Genomic DNA, 16,361 nt, shown 5'->3' on the forward strand with positions numbered 1-16,361 from the left:
CGTCAACCCGATACGCAGCCTGACACCGCTCGCGCGATGCCGCCGATCCCTGTCTATTTACGTCACTCTGTCCCGCTGGCAAATGCAAGGCTGACCAATGGTCGGGATATCGGCCCGATCCTCGCATGCTGTTTGACGCATCCGGTCTGCCGCTGTAGCGTTCGGCTTGCGATGCGTGCCTAGACCGTCGGCCCCGCTCAGAGGCCGTGGAACGAGGATTACGCCGCGCCCTCATCGCCCGGAAACAAAGGATGCACCCATGCCCGTGAAGAACCGGTTCGCCGAACTCCATGACGACATCACCGCCTGGCGACGTGATATCCACGCGAACCCGGAACTCCTCTTTGATACGCATCGCACGGCGGCACTGGTGGCCGAGAAGCTGCGCGCCTTCGGCTGCGACGAGGTGGTCACCGGGCTGGGGCGCACCGGCGTCGTGGGCGTCATCAAGGGCAATCAGACCGGATCGGGCCGGGTGATCGGGCTGCGCGCGGATATGGACGCGCTGCCCATCCACGAGGTGACAGGGGTAGACTATGCCAGCCAGACCCCCGGCAAGATGCATGCCTGCGGCCATGACGGGCATACAGCGATGCTTCTGGGGGCCGCGCAATACCTTGCCGAGACACGCAATTTCGATGGCACCTGCGTCGTGATTTTCCAGCCCGCCGAAGAAGGCGGCGGCGGCGGCCGCGAGATGTGCGCCGACGGGCTCATGGACCGCTTCGGCATCCAGGAAGTCTACGGCATGCACAACTGGCCCGGCGTGCCCGAGGGGATGTTCGCGATCCGCCCGGGTCCGTTCTTCGCGGCCACCGACAAGTTCGAGATCGTGATCGAAGGGCAGGGCGGGCATGCCGCCAAGCCCCATGACACGATCGATCCCACCGTGGTCGCGAGCCATCTGGTGCTGGCTTTGCAAAGCATCGTCAGCCGGAATGTCGATCCGACCGAACAGGCGGTCGTGTCGGTCACCGCCTTCAAGACCAGCTCGGACGCCTTCAACGTGATCCCCAGCCGGGTGGAGATGATGGGCACCGTCCGCACCCTCAGTGCCAAGATCCGCGATCAGGTCGAGGCACGGATGCAGGCGCTCTGCGAGACGATCCCCGCAGGCTTCGGCGCGACCGGACGACTTGATTATGAACGCAACTACCCGGTGATGGTCAATCACGAGGAACAGACCGAATTCGCGGCCTCCGTCGCGCGCACGATCACCGGCCAGTGCGAGGACGCGCCGCTTGTCATGGGCGGCGAGGATTTCGCCTTCATGCTCGAAGAACGCCCCGGCGCCTATATCCTGATGGGCAATGGCGACACCGCCATGGTCCATAGCCCGGACTATGACTTCAACGATGCGGTGATCCCCACCGGATGCAGCTGGTGGGCCGGGATCGTCGAGCAACGCATGCCCTTGGGCTAGGGCCGCAGCGCCGCGCGCTCACGCCTCGTCCAGCAGCTCGCGATAGATCCGGCACAAGGCCTCGGCCTCCTGCTCGATCCGGCAATGGGCAGCACTATGGGCGCGGGCCTTGGCGGACCAGTCGGCGCGCAGGGCCGCGTCATCCAGCAGGCGGGCGGTGGCCTCGGTCATCGCGTCCAGATCCTCGATCTCCACCAGCGTTCCGGTCTGCCCGTCCTGCACAAGCTCCTCGAAGGCGCCGGCGCGCGTCGCCACCACAGGCACGGCACAAGCCATCGCCTCGAGCGGGGTCAGCCCGAAACCTTCCCACCGCTGCGGCGCCACATACAGATCCAGCGCCTTGAACCAGCGCGACACATCCCAGTGCGGATCTTCGGGCAGAAACAGCACCCGTTCCTGCAGCCCCGCCGCCGCCACCTTGTCGACAAGCCCCTTGTGAAAGTCGCGGAACTGATCGGTCACTCCGCCCATCATCACCGCCACCACATCGGGGCGCCCGGGCAACAGGCGCAGCATCATGTCGATGAACAGGTCATTGCCCTTCTGGGGCCGGATCCGCCCGAAACAGCCCACCAGCACCTTGCCCTCGGGCAGGCCCAGATCACGGCGCAGCGCGTCCTTGTCGGGGTGGGGCGCGAAGCGTTCGGCATCTATGCCGTGATGGATCACCTGTGCGGGCACCTCCAGAAACGCCGCCGAGCGCGCCGAGGTCGCCACCACCCGATCCATCCGCCGGATCATCCACTTGGTCAGCGCCTTGTGATCGCGCTGTGCCGCCGAGGTGAACATCAGCTTGAGATCCTTGCCCAACAGCCGCCTGAGCGCGATCCCCGCCAGCATCTCGTTGTTGCGCCTCGCGTGCCAGACGCGCCGCCTCCGGCTCATGGTCACAAGGCTCGATACCGGGATCTGCGGGATATCCTCGGGGATCTTCGGCCCGCTGCTGGCAATCCGCATCTCGCGCGCCTGAATCGGCACCAGCCGGAACACCGTGGACGTGACCCCCGACATCCGCGCCTTGAAATTCGGGGCGATCACGTCGATGGAATCGGCAGGATGGGGCATGGGGCAGGCCTCGGGCTGATGTCTCAGGCCCGGCTCTTACACCGGATCGACCAGCGCCGAAAGGTCCAGCGCCAGAGCGTCCAGCGCATCCTCCTGACCCTTGGAAAAGCCGCTGATCGCTTGCCGCGCCTGCGCCAGCGCGGCGGCGTCTCGCAAGAACCGGTCCACCGCAGCCGCAAGCGCCGCGGCCCCCTCTACTTGCGTGCTGGCACCCGCCTCGTGCAATTCGGCATAGGTGTCGGCGAAATTGGCATGCAGCGGACCATGCAGCAGCGCCGAGCCCGCCTGCGCCGGCTCATAGGGGTTGTGCCCGCCCACCGGCACAAAAGACCCGCACAGGCAGGTGATCGGGCAAAGCGCATACCAAAGCCCGGTCTCTCCAAGCGTATCGGCCAGATAAACCTCTGTCCCGTCCTCCGGCATCTCTCCCGCCGAACGCTGCGTGATGCGCAGCCCGCCCGCCTTTGCCAGCCCGGCAATCGCCTCGGCCCTCTCGGGATGGCGCGGCACAAGCACCAGCAGCAGGTCCGGATGATCCTCGAGCAGCGCCCGATGCGCCTCGAGCATGATGTCGTCCTCTCCCGGATGGGTCGAGCTTGCCAGCCACAGGGGGCGCCCGGCGATGGCCTCCTGCATCGCGTGCAGCTTTTCCTGATCCACCGGCAACGGCCCGGACAGCGACTTGAGGTTGCGCCCTGCCTTTGCATGCGCCATCCCCAAGTGCCGCAAGTTGGCCTCGGTTCTGCGGTCCTGACAATGGATCAGCGAAAACACCCCCAAGAGATGCCGCGCAGTTGCCCCGAACCTCTGCCAGCCACGCACCGAGCGATCCGACAGGCGCGCATTGATCAGCGCCATCGGCACACCCCGGGCATGCGTCAGGCACAGCATTTGCGGCCAGAACTCGCTTTCCACGAATACCGCCAGATCAGGTTTCCAATGCGCCAGGAACCGCTGTACCGCGGCGCGGCTGTCAAGCGGCGCGAATTGATGCACACAGCGATCCGGCAGCCTGTCGCTCAGGATCTTGCCCGATGTCGCCGTGCCCGAGGTGATGAGAAAATTCCAGTCATCATGCGTCTGACCCATATGCGAGATCAGGCGCAGCACCGACAGGCTTTCGCCGACGCTCGCCGCGTGAAACCAGATCAGCCGCCCGTCGGGTCTGTCCTTCGTGGGATGTCCCAGCCGTTCCCGGATGCGCACCGGATCGGTGCCATGCTCGCGCAGCTTGGCCCGAACCCGGCCATAGGCGACAGGGGCCAGCATGTTCGCCGCGACCGCATAAAGACGCAAGGGAAACGGCCGGCGGCCCATGGCTGCATCAGCCGCCGGTGTGGCTCATGTGGCGTGACACCCGCCCATCGACCGTCTGGCGGGAATAGTCGAAATCATGCCCCTTCGGTTTGCGCAGGATCGCCGCCCGAATGGCGTCCTCCAGCATGGCGTCACTGCCGGGATTGTTGCGCAGCGGGGCGCGCAGATCGGCCATGTCCTCTTGGCCAAGGCACATATACAACTCCCCGGTGCAGGTCAGACGCACACGGTTGCAGCTTTCGCAGAAATTATGCGTGAGCGGCGTGATGAAGCCGATCTTCTGGCCCGTCTCCTCCAGCCGCACATAGCGTGCCGGCCCGCCGGTGCGCTCGGTCAACTCGGTCAGGCTGTAGCGTGTCGCCAACTCGGCGCGCAGATCGCTCAGCTTCCAGTATTGGCCCAGCCGGTCCTCGTTGCCGATATCGCCCATCGGCATGACCTCGATAAAGGTCAGGTCCATGTCGCGGCTCTTGCACCACTCGACCAGCGTGAACAGCTCGCTCTCGTTGAAATCCTTCAGCGCCACGGTGTTGATCTTCACCCGCAGCCCGGCGCGCTGTGCCGCGTCAATGCCGTTGATGACCTGAGACAGACGGCCCCAGCGGGTGATCTCGGCGAATTTCTTGTCATCCAGCGTATCGAGCGAGACATTGACCCGCCGCACACCCGCCGCAAAAAGATCATCGGCGAAGCGCTCCAGCTGACTGCCATTGGTGGTCAGCGTCAGCTCCTTCAGATCGCCCGACTCAAGATGCCGGGTCATGGCATTGAAAAACGTCATGATCCCCTTGCGCACCAGCGGCTCGCCGCCGGTGATCCGCAGCTTTTCCACGCCCATCCGCACGAAGGTCGAACACATGCGGTCCAGTTCCTCCAGCGTCAGAAGTTCCTTCTTGGGCAGGAATGTCATGTTTTCCGACATGCAATAGACACAGCGGAAATCGCAGCGGTCGGTCACCGAAACGCGCAGGTAAGAGATCGCGCGCTGGAAAGGATCTATCAGTGGTGCGGTCATGGCCGAAAACCTATGTGTTCGCGTGGCGATGGGCAACCCCGGAGTTGGGCGCGATCTTGTCATTGAAGGCAGTTGAGCGCAGGCGTAAAGTCCTCTTATGAAAACAGTGTTTCGCACCGTCATTATGGGTATCGTCCTGAGCGGCTGTGCACAGGTCGAGGGACTATTTGACCGCGCGCGCGGCCCCTCTGAGCCACAGGTCGCAGCGCCCGTCGATGACCAGCCCCGCCCGGAACAGCGTCCCGACAGTTCTCTCTTGTCCGGCGCGGCCCGCACGCCCGAGGCATTGGACACCACGACCGAGGCCGAACGCCGCGCCGCCCGCGCCGACGCGGCCAGCGCCGCCGCCGGTGCCACCGATCTCGGCACCACGATCGCCTCTCTGGGGGCGCCGGGCGAGCCCGGCTTCTGGCTGCGCACACCGCTGGTCGACAGCCCCGCCAAGGGGCGGCTGGACTATCCCGCCAAAGGCACGTCCGTGGTGGTCGATCTCATCCCGCTCGAGGCCGAAAAAGGAGCGGGAAGCCAGATTTCCCTCGCCGCGATGCGCCTCCTCGAAGCCGATCTGACGGGCCTTCCGGAACTTCGTGTGGTCCGTCTCGCGCAGTGATCCGTTGCGCGCTCCGGCGCCCCGCGCCGTGCGGGCTGTTAACGCGGCCTGCGTCGGTCTTCGATACCGACGCGATACCGACGTTTTACCGACGTGATACCGATCCCTGTTTTTGCCTGTTAATCAACGGCTTGAGGGATGATTCGCCCCTGTCTTGCCGGAAAAGACTGGACCACCGCCCCCGATCCGCGATTATGCGCCTGTGACCCAGATGGAGGATCAGGTGACCACCCCCCAGTCAGACACGTCGCCCCCCGACGCCGCGCAGGACACGATGTGGCGCGCCGTGTTCCGCTCGGTCCGCGTCCGGCTTCTGGTGATTGCGCTCTTGCCGATGCTGGTGCTTGTGCCGGTGATGCTGGGCAGCACCATGATGCGATGGGGCGGCAAGATCGACGAGATCCTGATCACCAAGGTGAACGGCGATCTTACCATTGCAAATCAGTATCTTGACCAGCTTCTCCAGAACTCGGGAGAACGTCTGGACGGCTTTGCCAATTCCGTCGCGCTGCGCGATGCCATCGGGGATGAGGCGGCCCTTGCCACCCTGCTCGAGACGCAGCGCAAGGCGCTTGGGCTCGATTTTCTCTATGTCACCGACGGTCGCACCACGCCCGCCGGGTTTACGCCCTCCGACTGGCCGGTGATCCGCAGCGCCCTTGATGGAACCTGGCGCAGTGCCGTGGATATCCTCTCCGCCCAGGAACTCAACGCCGTGTCCGCGGGTCTCGATGCCTGGGCCGCGATCCGCCTTGTTCCCACCGTCGCCGCCGTCCCCACCGACCGCTCGGTCGAGGACCGTGGCATGATCATCCACTCCGCCGCCCCCCTCCGCCTTGCCGACAATCGGCCCGGTGCTCTGGTGGGCGGGCTTCTGCTTAACCGGAATTTAAGCTTTATCGATACAATCAACGCACTGGTTTATCGTGAGCAAAGCCTGCCGGAAGGAAGTCAGGGAACAGCAACACTTTTTCTGGATGATGTGCGCGTCTCGACGAATGTGCGATTGTTCGAAAATGTGCGCGCCCTTGGAACGCGCGTTTCGGCAGAGGTGCGTGATCGGGTTCTGGGCGAAGGGAAGGTGTGGCTGGATCGCGCCTTCGTGGTCAATGACTGGTATATTTCGGCCTACGAGCCGATTGTCGACAGCCGCGGTATGCGGGTCGGAATGCTTTATGTGGGCTTTCTCGAAGCGCCGTTTCTCGCGGCCAAGAAAAACGCCGCCTTGTCCGTGATGGTTCTTTTCGTACTGATCGCGGCGATTTCCGTACCGATCTTCCTGCGATGGGCGGGGCGCATTTTCCGCCCCCTCGAACGCATGACCCAGACGATCGCCCGGGTCGAAGCCGGCGACATGGACGCGCGCAACCGGCCTGCACAGGGCAGCGGCGAAATTGCGCAGGTCGCGGGCCATCTGGATACGCTGCTCGACCGAATTCAGGAACGCGACCGGCAGCTTAGGGAATGGGGTGAAAGCCTTGAACGCAAGGTCGAAGAGCGGACCCGCGATCTGCGCGAAGCCAATCACAAGCTCGAACGCACGACAGAAAGGCTCATCATGTCCGAGAAACTGGCCGCCGTCGGCGAGATCACGGCCAGCGTCGCCCATGAGATCAACAACCCGATCGCGGTCATCCAGGGCAATCTGGATGTCGCGCGCAGCGTTCTGGACCGCGACGCCGACAAGGTGCAGACCGAATTCCGTCTGATCGACGATCAGGTCTACAGAATCAGCGTCATCGTCTCGAAACTGCTGCAATTCGCCAAACCCGAAGAGTATTCCGGGGCCGCCAACGTGATCTCACCGGTCGATGTCGTCCGCGATTGCCTTGTCCTGACCCGCCACCAGACCGAGGTTGCCGATATCGACGTGGTCACGGACTTCTCAAGTGAAAACAAGGTGGTCATGTCGCGGACCGAGTTGCAGCAAGTGGTCGTCAACCTGATCCTCAACGCGGTTCATGCCATGGGGGAGAAGGGCCGTCTGAGCCTCGGGGTCCATGACGAGGACGGCGGGGTCGTGATCCGCGTCGATGATACCGGACAGGGGATCGACGCGACACTGCTCAAGCGGATTTTCGATCCGTTCTTCACCACCAAACAGGCCGAAGGCACGGGTCTGGGCCTGTCGATCAGTCAGACCCTCGTGACCCGCGCCGGGGGTCAGATCACCGTCACCTCCACGCCCGGGGAAGGCAGCCGGTTTCGGGTCTGGCTGCCCTGCGCCGCGCGGGAGTGATGGTCGCGCGCTGCGGCTATTCAACCGTGACGGATTTGGCCAGGTTGCGCGGCTGGTCCACGTCCGTCCCCTTGGCCACGGCAGTGTGATAGGCCAAAAGCTGCGCGGGAATGGCATAGAGGATCGGGCTCAGAACCGGGTCAACCTCGGGGAGTGTCAGCAAACGCCAGATGCCGCCGTCCGCGGCTTCGGCCCCGCGCCGGTCGGTGATCAGTATCACCTTGCCATCGCGGGCCATCACTTCCTGCATGTTGGAAACGGTCTTGTCGAACAGAGCGTCGCGGGGGGCCATGACCACCACGGGCATGCGCTTGTCGATGAGCGCGATGGGGCCGTGCTTGAGTTCACCCGATGCATAAGCTTCGGCGTGTATATAACTGATTTCCTTTAGTTTTAATGCCCCCTCAAGGGCCAGAGGATACATCAGGCCGCGGCCTAGAAACAGGGCGTTGTCGGCTTCGGCAAGGCGCCGGGCGGCCTTCTTGAAGTCGTCGTCCATCTCGAGCGCGATATTGATCGTCGCCGGCAATCCGCGCAGCTTGGACAGAAGGTCCGCGACCGCATCCTCGCTCAGCGTGCCGCGTGCCTTGGCCGCCTTGATCGCCAAAAGCAACAGCACCGTCAACTGGCAGGTGAACGCCTTGGTCGACGCCACCCCGATCTCGACCCCGGCATGAATCGGCAGCGCCAGATCGCTTTCCCGGGCGATCGAGCTTTCGTCCACATTCACCACGCTGACGATCCGCTCCGCCTTGCCCGCGCAATAGCGCAGCGCCGCCAGCGTATCGGCGGTCTCGCCCGATTGACTGACGAAAAGCGCCACCCCGCGCGGCGGGATCGGCGGCTCGCGATAGCGGAACTCCGAGGCGATATCGACCTCGACAGGCAGTCGGGCCAATTGCTCGAACCAGTATTTCGCCGTCAGGCAGGCATAATAGGCCGTGCCGCAGGCCACCATCGTCATCCGGTCGATCTGCGTGAAATCCAAACCGTCGCCGCCGGGCAGGATGACGTCGCGCCCATCCGCCGACAGGTAATGCCCAAGCGCATCGCCGATCACGGCGGGCTGTTCGGTGATTTCCTTGGCCATGAAGTGCTTGTGCCCGGCCTTGTCGATCCGGGTATTGCCGATGCGGATGGTCTTGACGTCCCGCTCAACGGTCTTTCCATCCGCATCTGTGATCCACAGGCTGTCGCGCGTCACGACGGCAACATCGCCCTCATCGAGATAGGTGATCCGGTCTGTCAGCGACGCAAGCGCGATCGCGTCCGAGCCGACATACATTTCGCCATCCCCGTGCCCGATCGCCAGGGGACTGCCCTTGCGCGCCGCAATCATCAGGTCAGGCTCACCATCGAATAGGAACAACAGGGCATAGGCGCCCTCGAGCCGCGCCAGTGTCGCGCGGGCGGCATCGACGGGGGGCATTCCCTGCTCGAGATGGTAGTGAGTGAGCAGGGCGACCGTTTCTGTATCGGTGTCTGTCTCGTGATTGAGGCCTTTTTCGGCCAGTTCGGCGCGCAGGTCGCGGTAATTCTCGATGATCCCGTTATGGACCACGGCCACGGGGCCCGAGCGGTGCGGATGCGTGTTCGACAGATTGGGCGCGCCATGGGTGGCCCATCTTGTGTGGCCGATGCCGGCCTTGCCCGCCAGCGGTTCATGCACCAGGAGATCCGACAGGTTCACCAGCTTGCCGACCGCGCGCCGCCGGTCCAGTCGACCGTCATTCAGCGTGGCGATCCCGGCGCTGTCATAGCCGCGATATTCCAGCCGCCTCAGCGCCTCAACCAGTGTCGGCGCCACTTCATGCGTCCCAAGGATCCCTACAATACCGCACATTATTCTGCCCCTTTATCGCGTTTAGCCTTTTTGGCCTTTAGAATTTCAAACATTTTGCGGGCCATCCCCGGTTTGTCCACCTGTGCGCTGCGCGCCAGCGCGAGGGCGCCCTCGGGCACGTCGCGTGTGATGACCGATCCCGATCCCGTCATGGCGTCATCCCCGATGGTGACCGGGGCGACCAGCATGGTGTTCGATCCGATGAAGACGTTTCGGCCGATCTCGGTATGGTGTTTCATGACGCCGTCGTAATTGCAGGTGATCGTGCCCGCGCCGACATTGGTGGCCGCGCCAAGATGCGCGTCGCCGATATAGCTCAGGTGATTGACCTTGGCGCCTTCGTCGATGATGGCGTTTTTGATCTCGACGAAGTTGCCGATCCGTGTGTCTTCCGCCAATTCAGCGCCGGGGCGCAGGCGGGCGTAGGGTCCAACGACCGCGCCACGCGACACATGGCACCCTTCGAGATGCGAGAATGCCCGGATACGCGCACCGGACTCGATGGTGACGCCCGGTCCGAAGACGACATTCTGCTCGATCACCGTATCGCGGCCGATCACCGTGTCATGGGCGAAATGCACCGTGTCCGGGGCAATCAGCGTGACACCATCCTCCAGCGCCGCGGCGCGGGCGCGGGCCTGAAAGGCGACCTCGGCCAGGGCCAGTTCGCTGCGCGAATTGATGCCGAGTGTCTCGGCCTCGTCACACAGGATCGCGGTGGCCGAAAGCCCCTGCGCCTGCGCGAGCCCCACGATGTCGGTCAGGTAGTATTCGCCGCTGGCATTGTCATTTCCCACCGCGTCAATCAGCTTGAAAAGCGTCGCTGTCTGCGCTGCGATCACGCCCGAATTGCACAGGGTAATGGCGCGGGTGGCCTCATCGGCATCCTTGAATTCCACAATTCTTTCAAGGCTCTCGCCGTCCATGACCAGCCGACCATAGCGCGCGGGGTCTGCCGCGTTGAAACCCAGAACGACCACATCATGCCTGGTGCGGGCCTTGGCCATCCGTTCGAGCGTCTCGGTGCTGATGAAAGGCGTGTCGCCGTAAAGGACAATGGTGTCTCCGCTGTGACCCGCCAGCAGAGGAGCGGCTTGGGCCACGGCATGCGCGGTGCCCTTCTGCTCGGACTGAATCGCGATCTCGACGCTCTCGTCATGGGCCAGGGCGGCTTTTTTCACCGCCTCGGCGCCATGTCCCGCGACGATCACCGTACGGTCAGGCTCGAGCGCGGCGCCGGCCTTCATGGCATGCACGAGAAGCGGCGCCCCGGCCACCTCGTGCAGGACTTTCGGCAGATCGCTGTTCATGCGTGTGCCCTGACCTGCGGCCAGGATGACAAGGGCTGTACTCATTCCGGCTTTTCCTCAGTCGACTGGCCCCCGTTTTATCGGGTTGCCGATGCTGTGCAAGGTCGCATTGGATCACACTAGATTGCGGTATATGTCAGTCAGGCGCGGATGGGCGCAGACCAAAGGCAAAGGGGCGGGCGGCGATGCGGACTGTGGTTTTCGATCTGGACGGGACTTTGGCGGATACCAGCGGCGATCTGATCGCGGCGGCCAATGCCTGTTTCCGGGCGATGGGTGAGGGGGATCTTCTGCATCCGGTGACCGATGCGGGGACCGCCCTGCGCGGCGGTCGGGCGATGCTGCGCCTTGGGCTGGACCGGCTGGGTCGGGCGCAGGACGAGGCCGAGGTGGATCGGCAATATCCCTTGTTGCTGCAGGCCTATGAAGGCGCGATCGACACGCATACCACGCTTTATCCCGGCGCCATGGAGGCGGTCGAGGGGCTGCGGGCCGCGGGCTACAAAGTGGCCATTTGCACCAACAAACCCGAGGGGCTTGCGCGCCTTCTGATGACACGGCTTGGTGTTCTGGATGCCTTTGGATCCCTGATCGGGGCCGATACGCTGCCCGTGCGCAAGCCCGATCCCGAGGCGCTGCGCGAAACCGTGCGCCGGGCCGGGGGCGATCCGGGGCGCTGTGTGTTGGTGGGCGATACCGAGACCGATCGGGAAACATCCCGCGCGGCGGGCGTTCCGTCGATTCTGGTGACGTTCGGGCCAGCGGGGCAAGGGGTTGCCGATCTGGCGCCCGAGGCGCTGTTGGGCTGCTACACCGAGTTGGGCGACACCGTGCGCCGTCTTATCGGATAGGTTTTCGGAGGGCGCGCAAGCGGCTTTCGGGTTTCGTGAAGAACCGCTCGGACTGATGCCAAACCCATTGACCCGGACGGGCAACAATCGCAAAGAATACGCCATGACAGATGTTTTCAAAGGCAGTTTCACCCAGCAGGAATCGATCCCCGAAGAGGGGATCGCGGCGGCGGTCGAGGTGATGCGCAGCGGGCGCTTGCACCGCTACAACCTTGTCGGGGACGAGGTTGGAGAGACGGGCCTGCTTGAGCGGGAATTCGCCGCCTATACAGGCGCGCGCTACGCGCTGGCGGTGGCGTCGGGGGGGTATGCGATGGCCACGGCGCTGCGGGCGGTGGGGGTCAGGCCCGGACAGAAGGTGCTCACAAATGCCTTCACGCTGGCGCCGGTGCCGGGGGCCATTGCGAGTGTGGGCGCGGTGCCGGTGTTTGTCGGCGTGACTGAGGATCTGGTCATCGATCTGGATGATCTGGAGGCCAAGTCCGATCAGGCTGACATCCTCATGCTCAGCCACATGCGCGGGCATCTGTGCGACATGGAACGGTTGATGGAGATCTGCGACCGGGCCGGGATCACGGTGCTGGAAGATTGCGCGCATACGATGGGCGCGGCCTGGAAGGGGCGCGCGTCGGGGCGGTGGGGCAAGGTGGGGTGTTACAGCACCCAGACCTACAAGCACATGAACTCGGGCGAGGGCGGTTTTCTGGTCACCGATGACGATGAAATCGCTGCGCGGGCAACGATGCTGTCGGGGTCCTACATGCTTTACGGGCGCAATGGGACAGTGCCGCCGGAAGAGATATTCGCGGATGTGAAATACGAAACTCCCAATGTTTCCGGTAGGATGGACCATTTGCGAGCGGCGATCCTGCGACCGCAGCTGGCGCGGCTGGACAGTCAGTGCGCGGCGTGGAACGCGCGCTATCGCAAGGTCGAGGAGGGGCTGCGCGGCACGCCGGGATTGCGGCTGGTCGAGCGGCCCGAGGAGGAGAGATTCGTCGGCTCGTCGATCCAGTTCCTGCTGCTCGACTGGGACGAGACGGCGGTGGGCGAGGTGGTGGCGCGCTGCCTGCGGCGCGGTGTGGAGCTCAAATGGTTCGGGGGCGCGGAGCCTGTGGGCTTTACCAGCCGCTATGACAGCTGGCGCTACGCGCCGAGCGAGCCGATGCCCAAATCGGACCGTATCCTGAAAAGCATTCTGGACATGCGGCTGCCGCTGACCTTCAGTCTTGAGGATTGCGCGCTGATCGCGCGGATCATCCGGGCCGAGGTGGGGGCCGTGTGGCAAGGGGCACAGGCCTGATCCTTAATCGCGGTTAACAAATCGTTGACGGCACTGTGCGCGGATGGCGGCGCGGAGTGCGAATCTCTTTGTTAACAAGGGGAATGACCGCGAAATCGGTCTTCGGTATCGCGTCGGTATGACGTCGGTATTGCGTCGGTATCCGATCTGCAAAACCCGAGAAAAGGCATGCATTAACGCAGCGTGCGCCGGGCATGCGATGCGCGGGATTGACCGGGCGGCGGAGTTGCGGCTATAAAATGAACAACTGTTCAATAAATGCCGAATTCGGGAGAGAGGCGCATGTTCAACGCCGTCATGCAGTTCGATCTGGGCGAGGATGTGAACGCCCTGCGGGAGATGGTTCACCGGTGGGCTCAGGAGCGCGTCAAGCCGATGGCCGCGGCCATCGACCGCGACAATGACTTTCCGTCCGACCTGTGGCGCGAGATGGGCGATCTGGGTCTGTTGGGCATCACGGTGCCCGAAGAGTATGGCGGTGCCGACATGAGCTATCTGGCGCATGTCATCGCCATCGAGGAGATCGCGCGCGCATCGGCCAGTGTGTCGCTGTCCTATGGGGCGCATTCCAACCTTTGCGTCAATCAGATCAAGCTGAACGGGACGCCGGAGCAGAAGGAAAAATACCTGCCGGGTCTGGTCAGCGGCGCGCATGTCGGCGCGCTGGCCATGTCCGAGGCGGGCGCGGGCAGCGATGTTGTCTCGATGAAGCTGCGGGCCGAAAAGCGCAACGATCATTACAAGCTGAACGGCAACAAGTACTGGATCACCAACGGCCCTGACGCCGATACGCTGGTCGTCTATGCCAAGACCGATCCGGATGCCGGATCGAAGGGGATCACCGCGTTCCTGATCGAAAAGACCATGAAGGGCTTCAGCACCAGCCCGCATTTCGACAAGCTGGGCATGCGCGGATCGAACACCGCCGAGCTGATCTTCGACGATGTGGAGGTTCCCTTCGAGAATGTCCTTGGCGACGAGGGGCGCGGGGTGCGCGTGCTGATGTCGGGGCTGGATTACGAACGGGTCGTGCTGGCGGGGATCGGCACCGGCATCATGGCGGCCTGTCTGGATGAGATCATGCCGTATATGGCCGAGCGCAAGCAATTCGGGCAGCCCATCGGCTCGTTCCAACTGATGCAGGGCAAGATCGCCGACATGTACACGGCGATGAATTCGGCGCGCGCCTATGTCTACGAGGTGGCCAAGGCCTGCGACCGGGGCGATGTCACCCGGCAGGATGCCGCCGCGTGCTGCCTTTATGCCAGCGAGCAGGCCATGGTGCAGGCGCATCAGGCGGTGCAGGCGATGGGCGGGGCGGGCTTTCTGGCCGATGCGCCGGTCGCAAGGCTGTTCCGGGATGCCAAGCTGATGGAGATCGGCGCCGGGACCAGTGAAATCCGCCGGATGCTGGTGGGGCGCGAATTGATGGGCGCCATGGGATGACACGGCGGTGGCTGCTTTTCGTACCGCTGGCCGCCCTTGTGGCGGTGGCGGCGGGAATCGGCCTTTTGCTGGGTGGGCGCGCGGTGCTGACCACGGAAACCGATGTGATCGAGGCGGTGGCGGACCGATATCTGGCCGAGGCGGGCGCCGGGGCCGAGCGCACGGATTGTCAGGCGCGGGTCGCGCAATCGGACGGGCTGTGGCTGGTGGTGATCTGCGAGAACGCCGAAGGCGCGGGATACGAGTATTTCATCGACCGGTTCGGCCGGGTGGCTGACCGCAAGCGCCTTGACGGGCGGGCGTGAGGGGCTGGGATGCTGACACGCGCACCATATGACACGCTATACCAAGGCTTTCGCTGGCAGATACCGGAGCGGCTGAACATGGCGGCGCAGGTCTGTGACGACTGGGCCGAGACAGACCCGGACCGGGTGGCGATCATCGATCTGACGGCGGAGCGGCGCGAGACCAGCTATGGCGCGCTGCGCGAGATGGCGGATGCGCTGGCGCTGCATCTGGAGGCGCAGGGGATCGGGCGCGGCGACAGGGTTGGTGTGCTGCGCTCGCAGGATGCGTGGTGTGCGGCGGCGCATGTGGCGATCTGGAAGCTGGGGGCGGTGTCGATCCCGCTCTTCAAGCTGTTTCAGGTCGATGCGCTGCGCACGAGGCTGACGGATGCGGGCGCGCGGATCGTGGTGAGCGATGGTGACGGAGTGGCTTTGCTTGAGCAGGTGCCCGATGTCGCGGCGCTGGTGCCGGAAGAGGTGGATTTGCCCCAAGGGCGCATGGGGTCTGCGGAGACCGGCCCGGAAGATGCGGCCGTGCTGATCTATACCAGCGGGACCACGGGCAGCCCCAAGGGGGCGTTGCATGGTCACAGGATGCTGTTGGGGCATCTGCCGGGGGTCGAGATCAGCCATGATTTTCTGGGCCAGCCGGGCGATTGCCTGTGGACGCCCGCGGATTGGGCGTGGATCGGGGGGCTGTTCGATGTGCTGATGCCGGGGCTGGCGCTTGGGGTGCCGGTGGTGGCGGCGCGCTTGCCGAAGTTCACGCCCGAGGCGTGCGCAAGGGTGCTGCGCGAAGGGGGCGTGCGCAATGTCTTTTTCCCGCCCACGGCGCTCAGGATGCTGAAGGCCGCCGAATGCGCATTGCCGGGATTGCGCAGCGTGGCCAGTGGCGGCGAGCCCTTGGGCGCAGAGATGCTGGACTGGGGGCGGCGGGCCTTTGGGCTGACGATCAACGAGTTTTACGGCCAGACCGAATGCAACATGGTGGCCAGTTCCTGCGGCACGCTGTTTGCGCCGCGCGCGGGCGCGATCGGGCGGCCTGTGCCCGGTTTCGAGATCGGGGTGATCGACGCGCAGGGTAGGGAGGTTGCGGGCGAGGGCGATATCGCGATCCGGCGCGGCGCGGCCAGCATGATGCTGGGCTATTGGAACCGTCCCGAGGCGACCGCCGAGAAGTTTCGCGGCGACTGGATGCTGACCGGGGACCGGGGTGTGCTGGACGACGGTCATCTGCGTTTCGTGGGGCGCGAGGATGATGTCATCACCTCGGCCGGGTACCGGATCGGGCCGGGGGAGATCGAGGATTGCCTGCTGACCCACGAGGCGGTGGCGACGGTGGGGGTGATCGGCAAGCCCTGCGCGCTGCGCACGCAGATCGTGAAGGCCTATGTCGTCCTGAAGCCCGGGGTGGCGGGGACGGATGATCTTGCAAAGGCCCTGCAGGACCACGTCAAGGCGCGGCTGGCCGGGCATTGCTATCCAAGGGAGGTGACGTTTCTTGACGCGCTGCCGATGACGGTGACGGGCAAGGTGATCCGCCGCGAGTTGAAGGCGCGGGCCGCCGGGGAGGGGGCGTCATGACGGGTGGCTGGATGCGGGCGCGCAAAAGAAGAAGGGCCGGCGCGATGGCCGGCCCCTGCGATAGGCTT

13 protein-coding genes are annotated in these 16,361 nt (G+C 64.3%); 8 read left to right on the top strand and 5 right to left on the bottom strand.

The genetic code is table 11. The features are described from left to right. Positions 1 to 259: 259 nt before the first annotated feature. Complete coding sequence (locus tag F3H35_RS04945; protein ID WP_149778521.1) at positions 260 to 1,423, top strand: M20 aminoacylase family protein; 1,164 nt, start codon at positions 260 to 262, stop codon at positions 1,421 to 1,423. 18 nt (positions 1,424 to 1,441) lie between these two features. Here F3H35_RS04945 and F3H35_RS04950 read toward each other — a convergent pair whose 3' ends face one another. From F3H35_RS04950 to moaA, 3 genes are read right to left on the bottom strand one after another with little or no spacing between them, the layout of a single operon-like run. Further along, positions 1,442 to 2,488 carry a glycosyltransferase family 4 protein gene (locus tag F3H35_RS04950; protein WP_149778522.1) on the bottom strand — a complete coding sequence of 349 codons (1,047 nt, stop codon included), beginning with the start codon at positions 2,486 to 2,488 and terminating at the stop codon, positions 1,442 to 1,444. Positions 2,489 to 2,524: 36 nt separating this feature from the next. After that, positions 2,525 to 3,805, bottom strand: a complete 1,281-nt coding sequence (locus F3H35_RS04955; protein ID WP_149778523.1) for a 3-deoxy-D-manno-octulosonic acid transferase — start codon at positions 3,803 to 3,805, stop codon at positions 2,525 to 2,527. A gap of 7 nt (positions 3,806 to 3,812) precedes the next feature. Further along, on the bottom strand, positions 3,813 to 4,820 hold the full coding sequence (gene moaA, locus F3H35_RS04960; RefSeq protein ID WP_149778524.1) for a GTP 3',8-cyclase MoaA: 1,008 nt from the start codon (positions 4,818 to 4,820) through the stop codon (positions 3,813 to 3,815). A 97-nt stretch (positions 4,821 to 4,917) separates the two neighbouring features. On the opposite strand from moaA, the gene F3H35_RS04965 reads away from it, so the two are divergent. Both F3H35_RS04965 and F3H35_RS04970 read left to right on the top strand, forming a co-directional pair. Further along, entirely contained in the window at positions 4,918 to 5,430 is a 513-nt protein-coding gene (locus F3H35_RS04965) for a hypothetical protein (protein ID WP_149778525.1), read from the top strand. A 211-nt stretch (positions 5,431 to 5,641) separates the two neighbouring features. Further along, on the top strand, positions 5,642 to 7,669 hold the full coding sequence (locus F3H35_RS04970) for a sensor histidine kinase (protein ID WP_149778798.1): 2,028 nt from the start codon (positions 5,642 to 5,644) through the stop codon (positions 7,667 to 7,669). A gap of 16 nt (positions 7,670 to 7,685) precedes the next feature. On the opposite strand, the gene glmS is transcribed toward F3H35_RS04970, so the two are convergent. Continuing rightward, a complete protein-coding gene (gene glmS / locus F3H35_RS04975; RefSeq protein WP_149778526.1) occupies positions 7,686 to 9,512 on the bottom strand; it encodes a glutamine--fructose-6-phosphate transaminase (isomerizing) in 1,827 nt (608 codons plus the stop codon). Then, positions 9,512 to 10,867 carry a bifunctional UDP-N-acetylglucosamine diphosphorylase/glucosamine-1-phosphate N-acetyltransferase GlmU gene (gene glmU / locus F3H35_RS04980; protein ID WP_149778527.1) on the bottom strand — a complete coding sequence of 452 codons (1,356 nt, stop codon included), beginning with the start codon at positions 10,865 to 10,867 and terminating at the stop codon, positions 9,512 to 9,514. The genes glmS and glmU overlap by 1 nt, the downstream gene beginning before the upstream one ends. A 140-nt stretch (positions 10,868 to 11,007) precedes the next feature. Between glmU and F3H35_RS04985 the strand changes: the two genes are divergently transcribed. The 5 genes from F3H35_RS04985 (at position 11,008) to F3H35_RS05005 (ending at position 16,293) form a co-directional block, all read left to right on the top strand. Then, the gene (locus tag F3H35_RS04985; protein ID WP_149778528.1) at positions 11,008 to 11,673 is read left to right on the top strand and encodes an HAD-IA family hydrolase; all 666 of its coding nucleotides are present in this window, start codon (positions 11,008 to 11,010) and stop codon (positions 11,671 to 11,673) included. 103 nt (positions 11,674 to 11,776) lie between these two features. Next, complete coding sequence (locus tag F3H35_RS04990; RefSeq protein ID WP_149778529.1) at positions 11,777 to 12,976, top strand: DegT/DnrJ/EryC1/StrS family aminotransferase; 1,200 nt, start codon at positions 11,777 to 11,779, stop codon at positions 12,974 to 12,976. 282 nt (positions 12,977 to 13,258) lie between these two features. Continuing rightward, a complete protein-coding gene (locus tag F3H35_RS04995) occupies positions 13,259 to 14,422 on the top strand; it encodes an isovaleryl-CoA dehydrogenase (protein ID WP_149778530.1) in 1,164 nt (387 codons plus the stop codon). Next, the gene (locus F3H35_RS05000; RefSeq protein ID WP_149778531.1) at positions 14,419 to 14,727 is read left to right on the top strand and encodes a hypothetical protein; all 309 of its coding nucleotides are present in this window, start codon (positions 14,419 to 14,421) and stop codon (positions 14,725 to 14,727) included. Before F3H35_RS04995 ends, F3H35_RS05000 begins: the two co-directional genes overlap by 4 nt. Before the next feature lie 9 nt (positions 14,728 to 14,736). After that, positions 14,737 to 16,293, top strand: a complete 1,557-nt coding sequence (locus tag F3H35_RS05005; RefSeq protein ID WP_149778532.1) for an AMP-binding protein — start codon at positions 14,737 to 14,739, stop codon at positions 16,291 to 16,293. Positions 16,294 to 16,361: the final 68 nt, after the last annotated feature.

Source organism: Roseovarius litoreus (assembly GCF_900142765.1).
Taxonomy (GTDB): domain Bacteria; phylum Pseudomonadota; class Alphaproteobacteria; order Rhodobacterales; family Rhodobacteraceae; genus Roseovarius; species Roseovarius litoreus.

What these genes read in the sequence shown, in the direction of transcription:
- F3H35_RS04945 (WP_149778521.1), top strand. Translation starts at nt 260, where the DNA reads ATGCCCGTGAAGAACCGGTTCGCCGAACTCCATGACGACATCACCGCC.
- F3H35_RS04950 (WP_149778522.1), bottom strand. Translation starts at nt 2,488, where the DNA reads ATGCCCCATCCTGCCGATTCCATCGACGTGATCGCCCCGAATTTCAAG.
- F3H35_RS04955 (WP_149778523.1), bottom strand. Translation starts at nt 3,805, where the DNA reads ATGGGCCGCCGGCCGTTTCCCTTGCGTCTTTATGCGGTCGCGGCGAAC.
- moaA (WP_149778524.1), bottom strand. Translation starts at nt 4,820, where the DNA reads ATGACCGCACCACTGATAGATCCTTTCCAGCGCGCGATCTCTTACCTG.
- F3H35_RS04965 (WP_149778525.1), top strand. Translation starts at nt 4,918, where the DNA reads ATGAAAACAGTGTTTCGCACCGTCATTATGGGTATCGTCCTGAGCGGC.
- F3H35_RS04970 (WP_149778798.1), top strand. Translation starts at nt 5,642, where the DNA reads ATGGAGGATCAGGTGACCACCCCCCAGTCAGACACGTCGCCCCCCGAC.
- glmS (WP_149778526.1), bottom strand. Translation starts at nt 9,512, where the DNA reads ATGTGCGGTATTGTAGGGATCCTTGGGACGCATGAAGTGGCGCCGACA.
- glmU (WP_149778527.1), bottom strand. Translation starts at nt 10,867, where the DNA reads ATGAGTACAGCCCTTGTCATCCTGGCCGCAGGTCAGGGCACACGCATG.
- F3H35_RS04985 (WP_149778528.1), top strand. Translation starts at nt 11,008, where the DNA reads ATGCGGACTGTGGTTTTCGATCTGGACGGGACTTTGGCGGATACCAGC.
- F3H35_RS04990 (WP_149778529.1), top strand. Translation starts at nt 11,777, where the DNA reads ATGACAGATGTTTTCAAAGGCAGTTTCACCCAGCAGGAATCGATCCCC.
- F3H35_RS04995 (WP_149778530.1), top strand. Translation starts at nt 13,259, where the DNA reads ATGTTCAACGCCGTCATGCAGTTCGATCTGGGCGAGGATGTGAACGCC.
- F3H35_RS05000 (WP_149778531.1), top strand. Translation starts at nt 14,419, where the DNA reads ATGACACGGCGGTGGCTGCTTTTCGTACCGCTGGCCGCCCTTGTGGCG.
- F3H35_RS05005 (WP_149778532.1), top strand. Translation starts at nt 14,737, where the DNA reads ATGCTGACACGCGCACCATATGACACGCTATACCAAGGCTTTCGCTGG.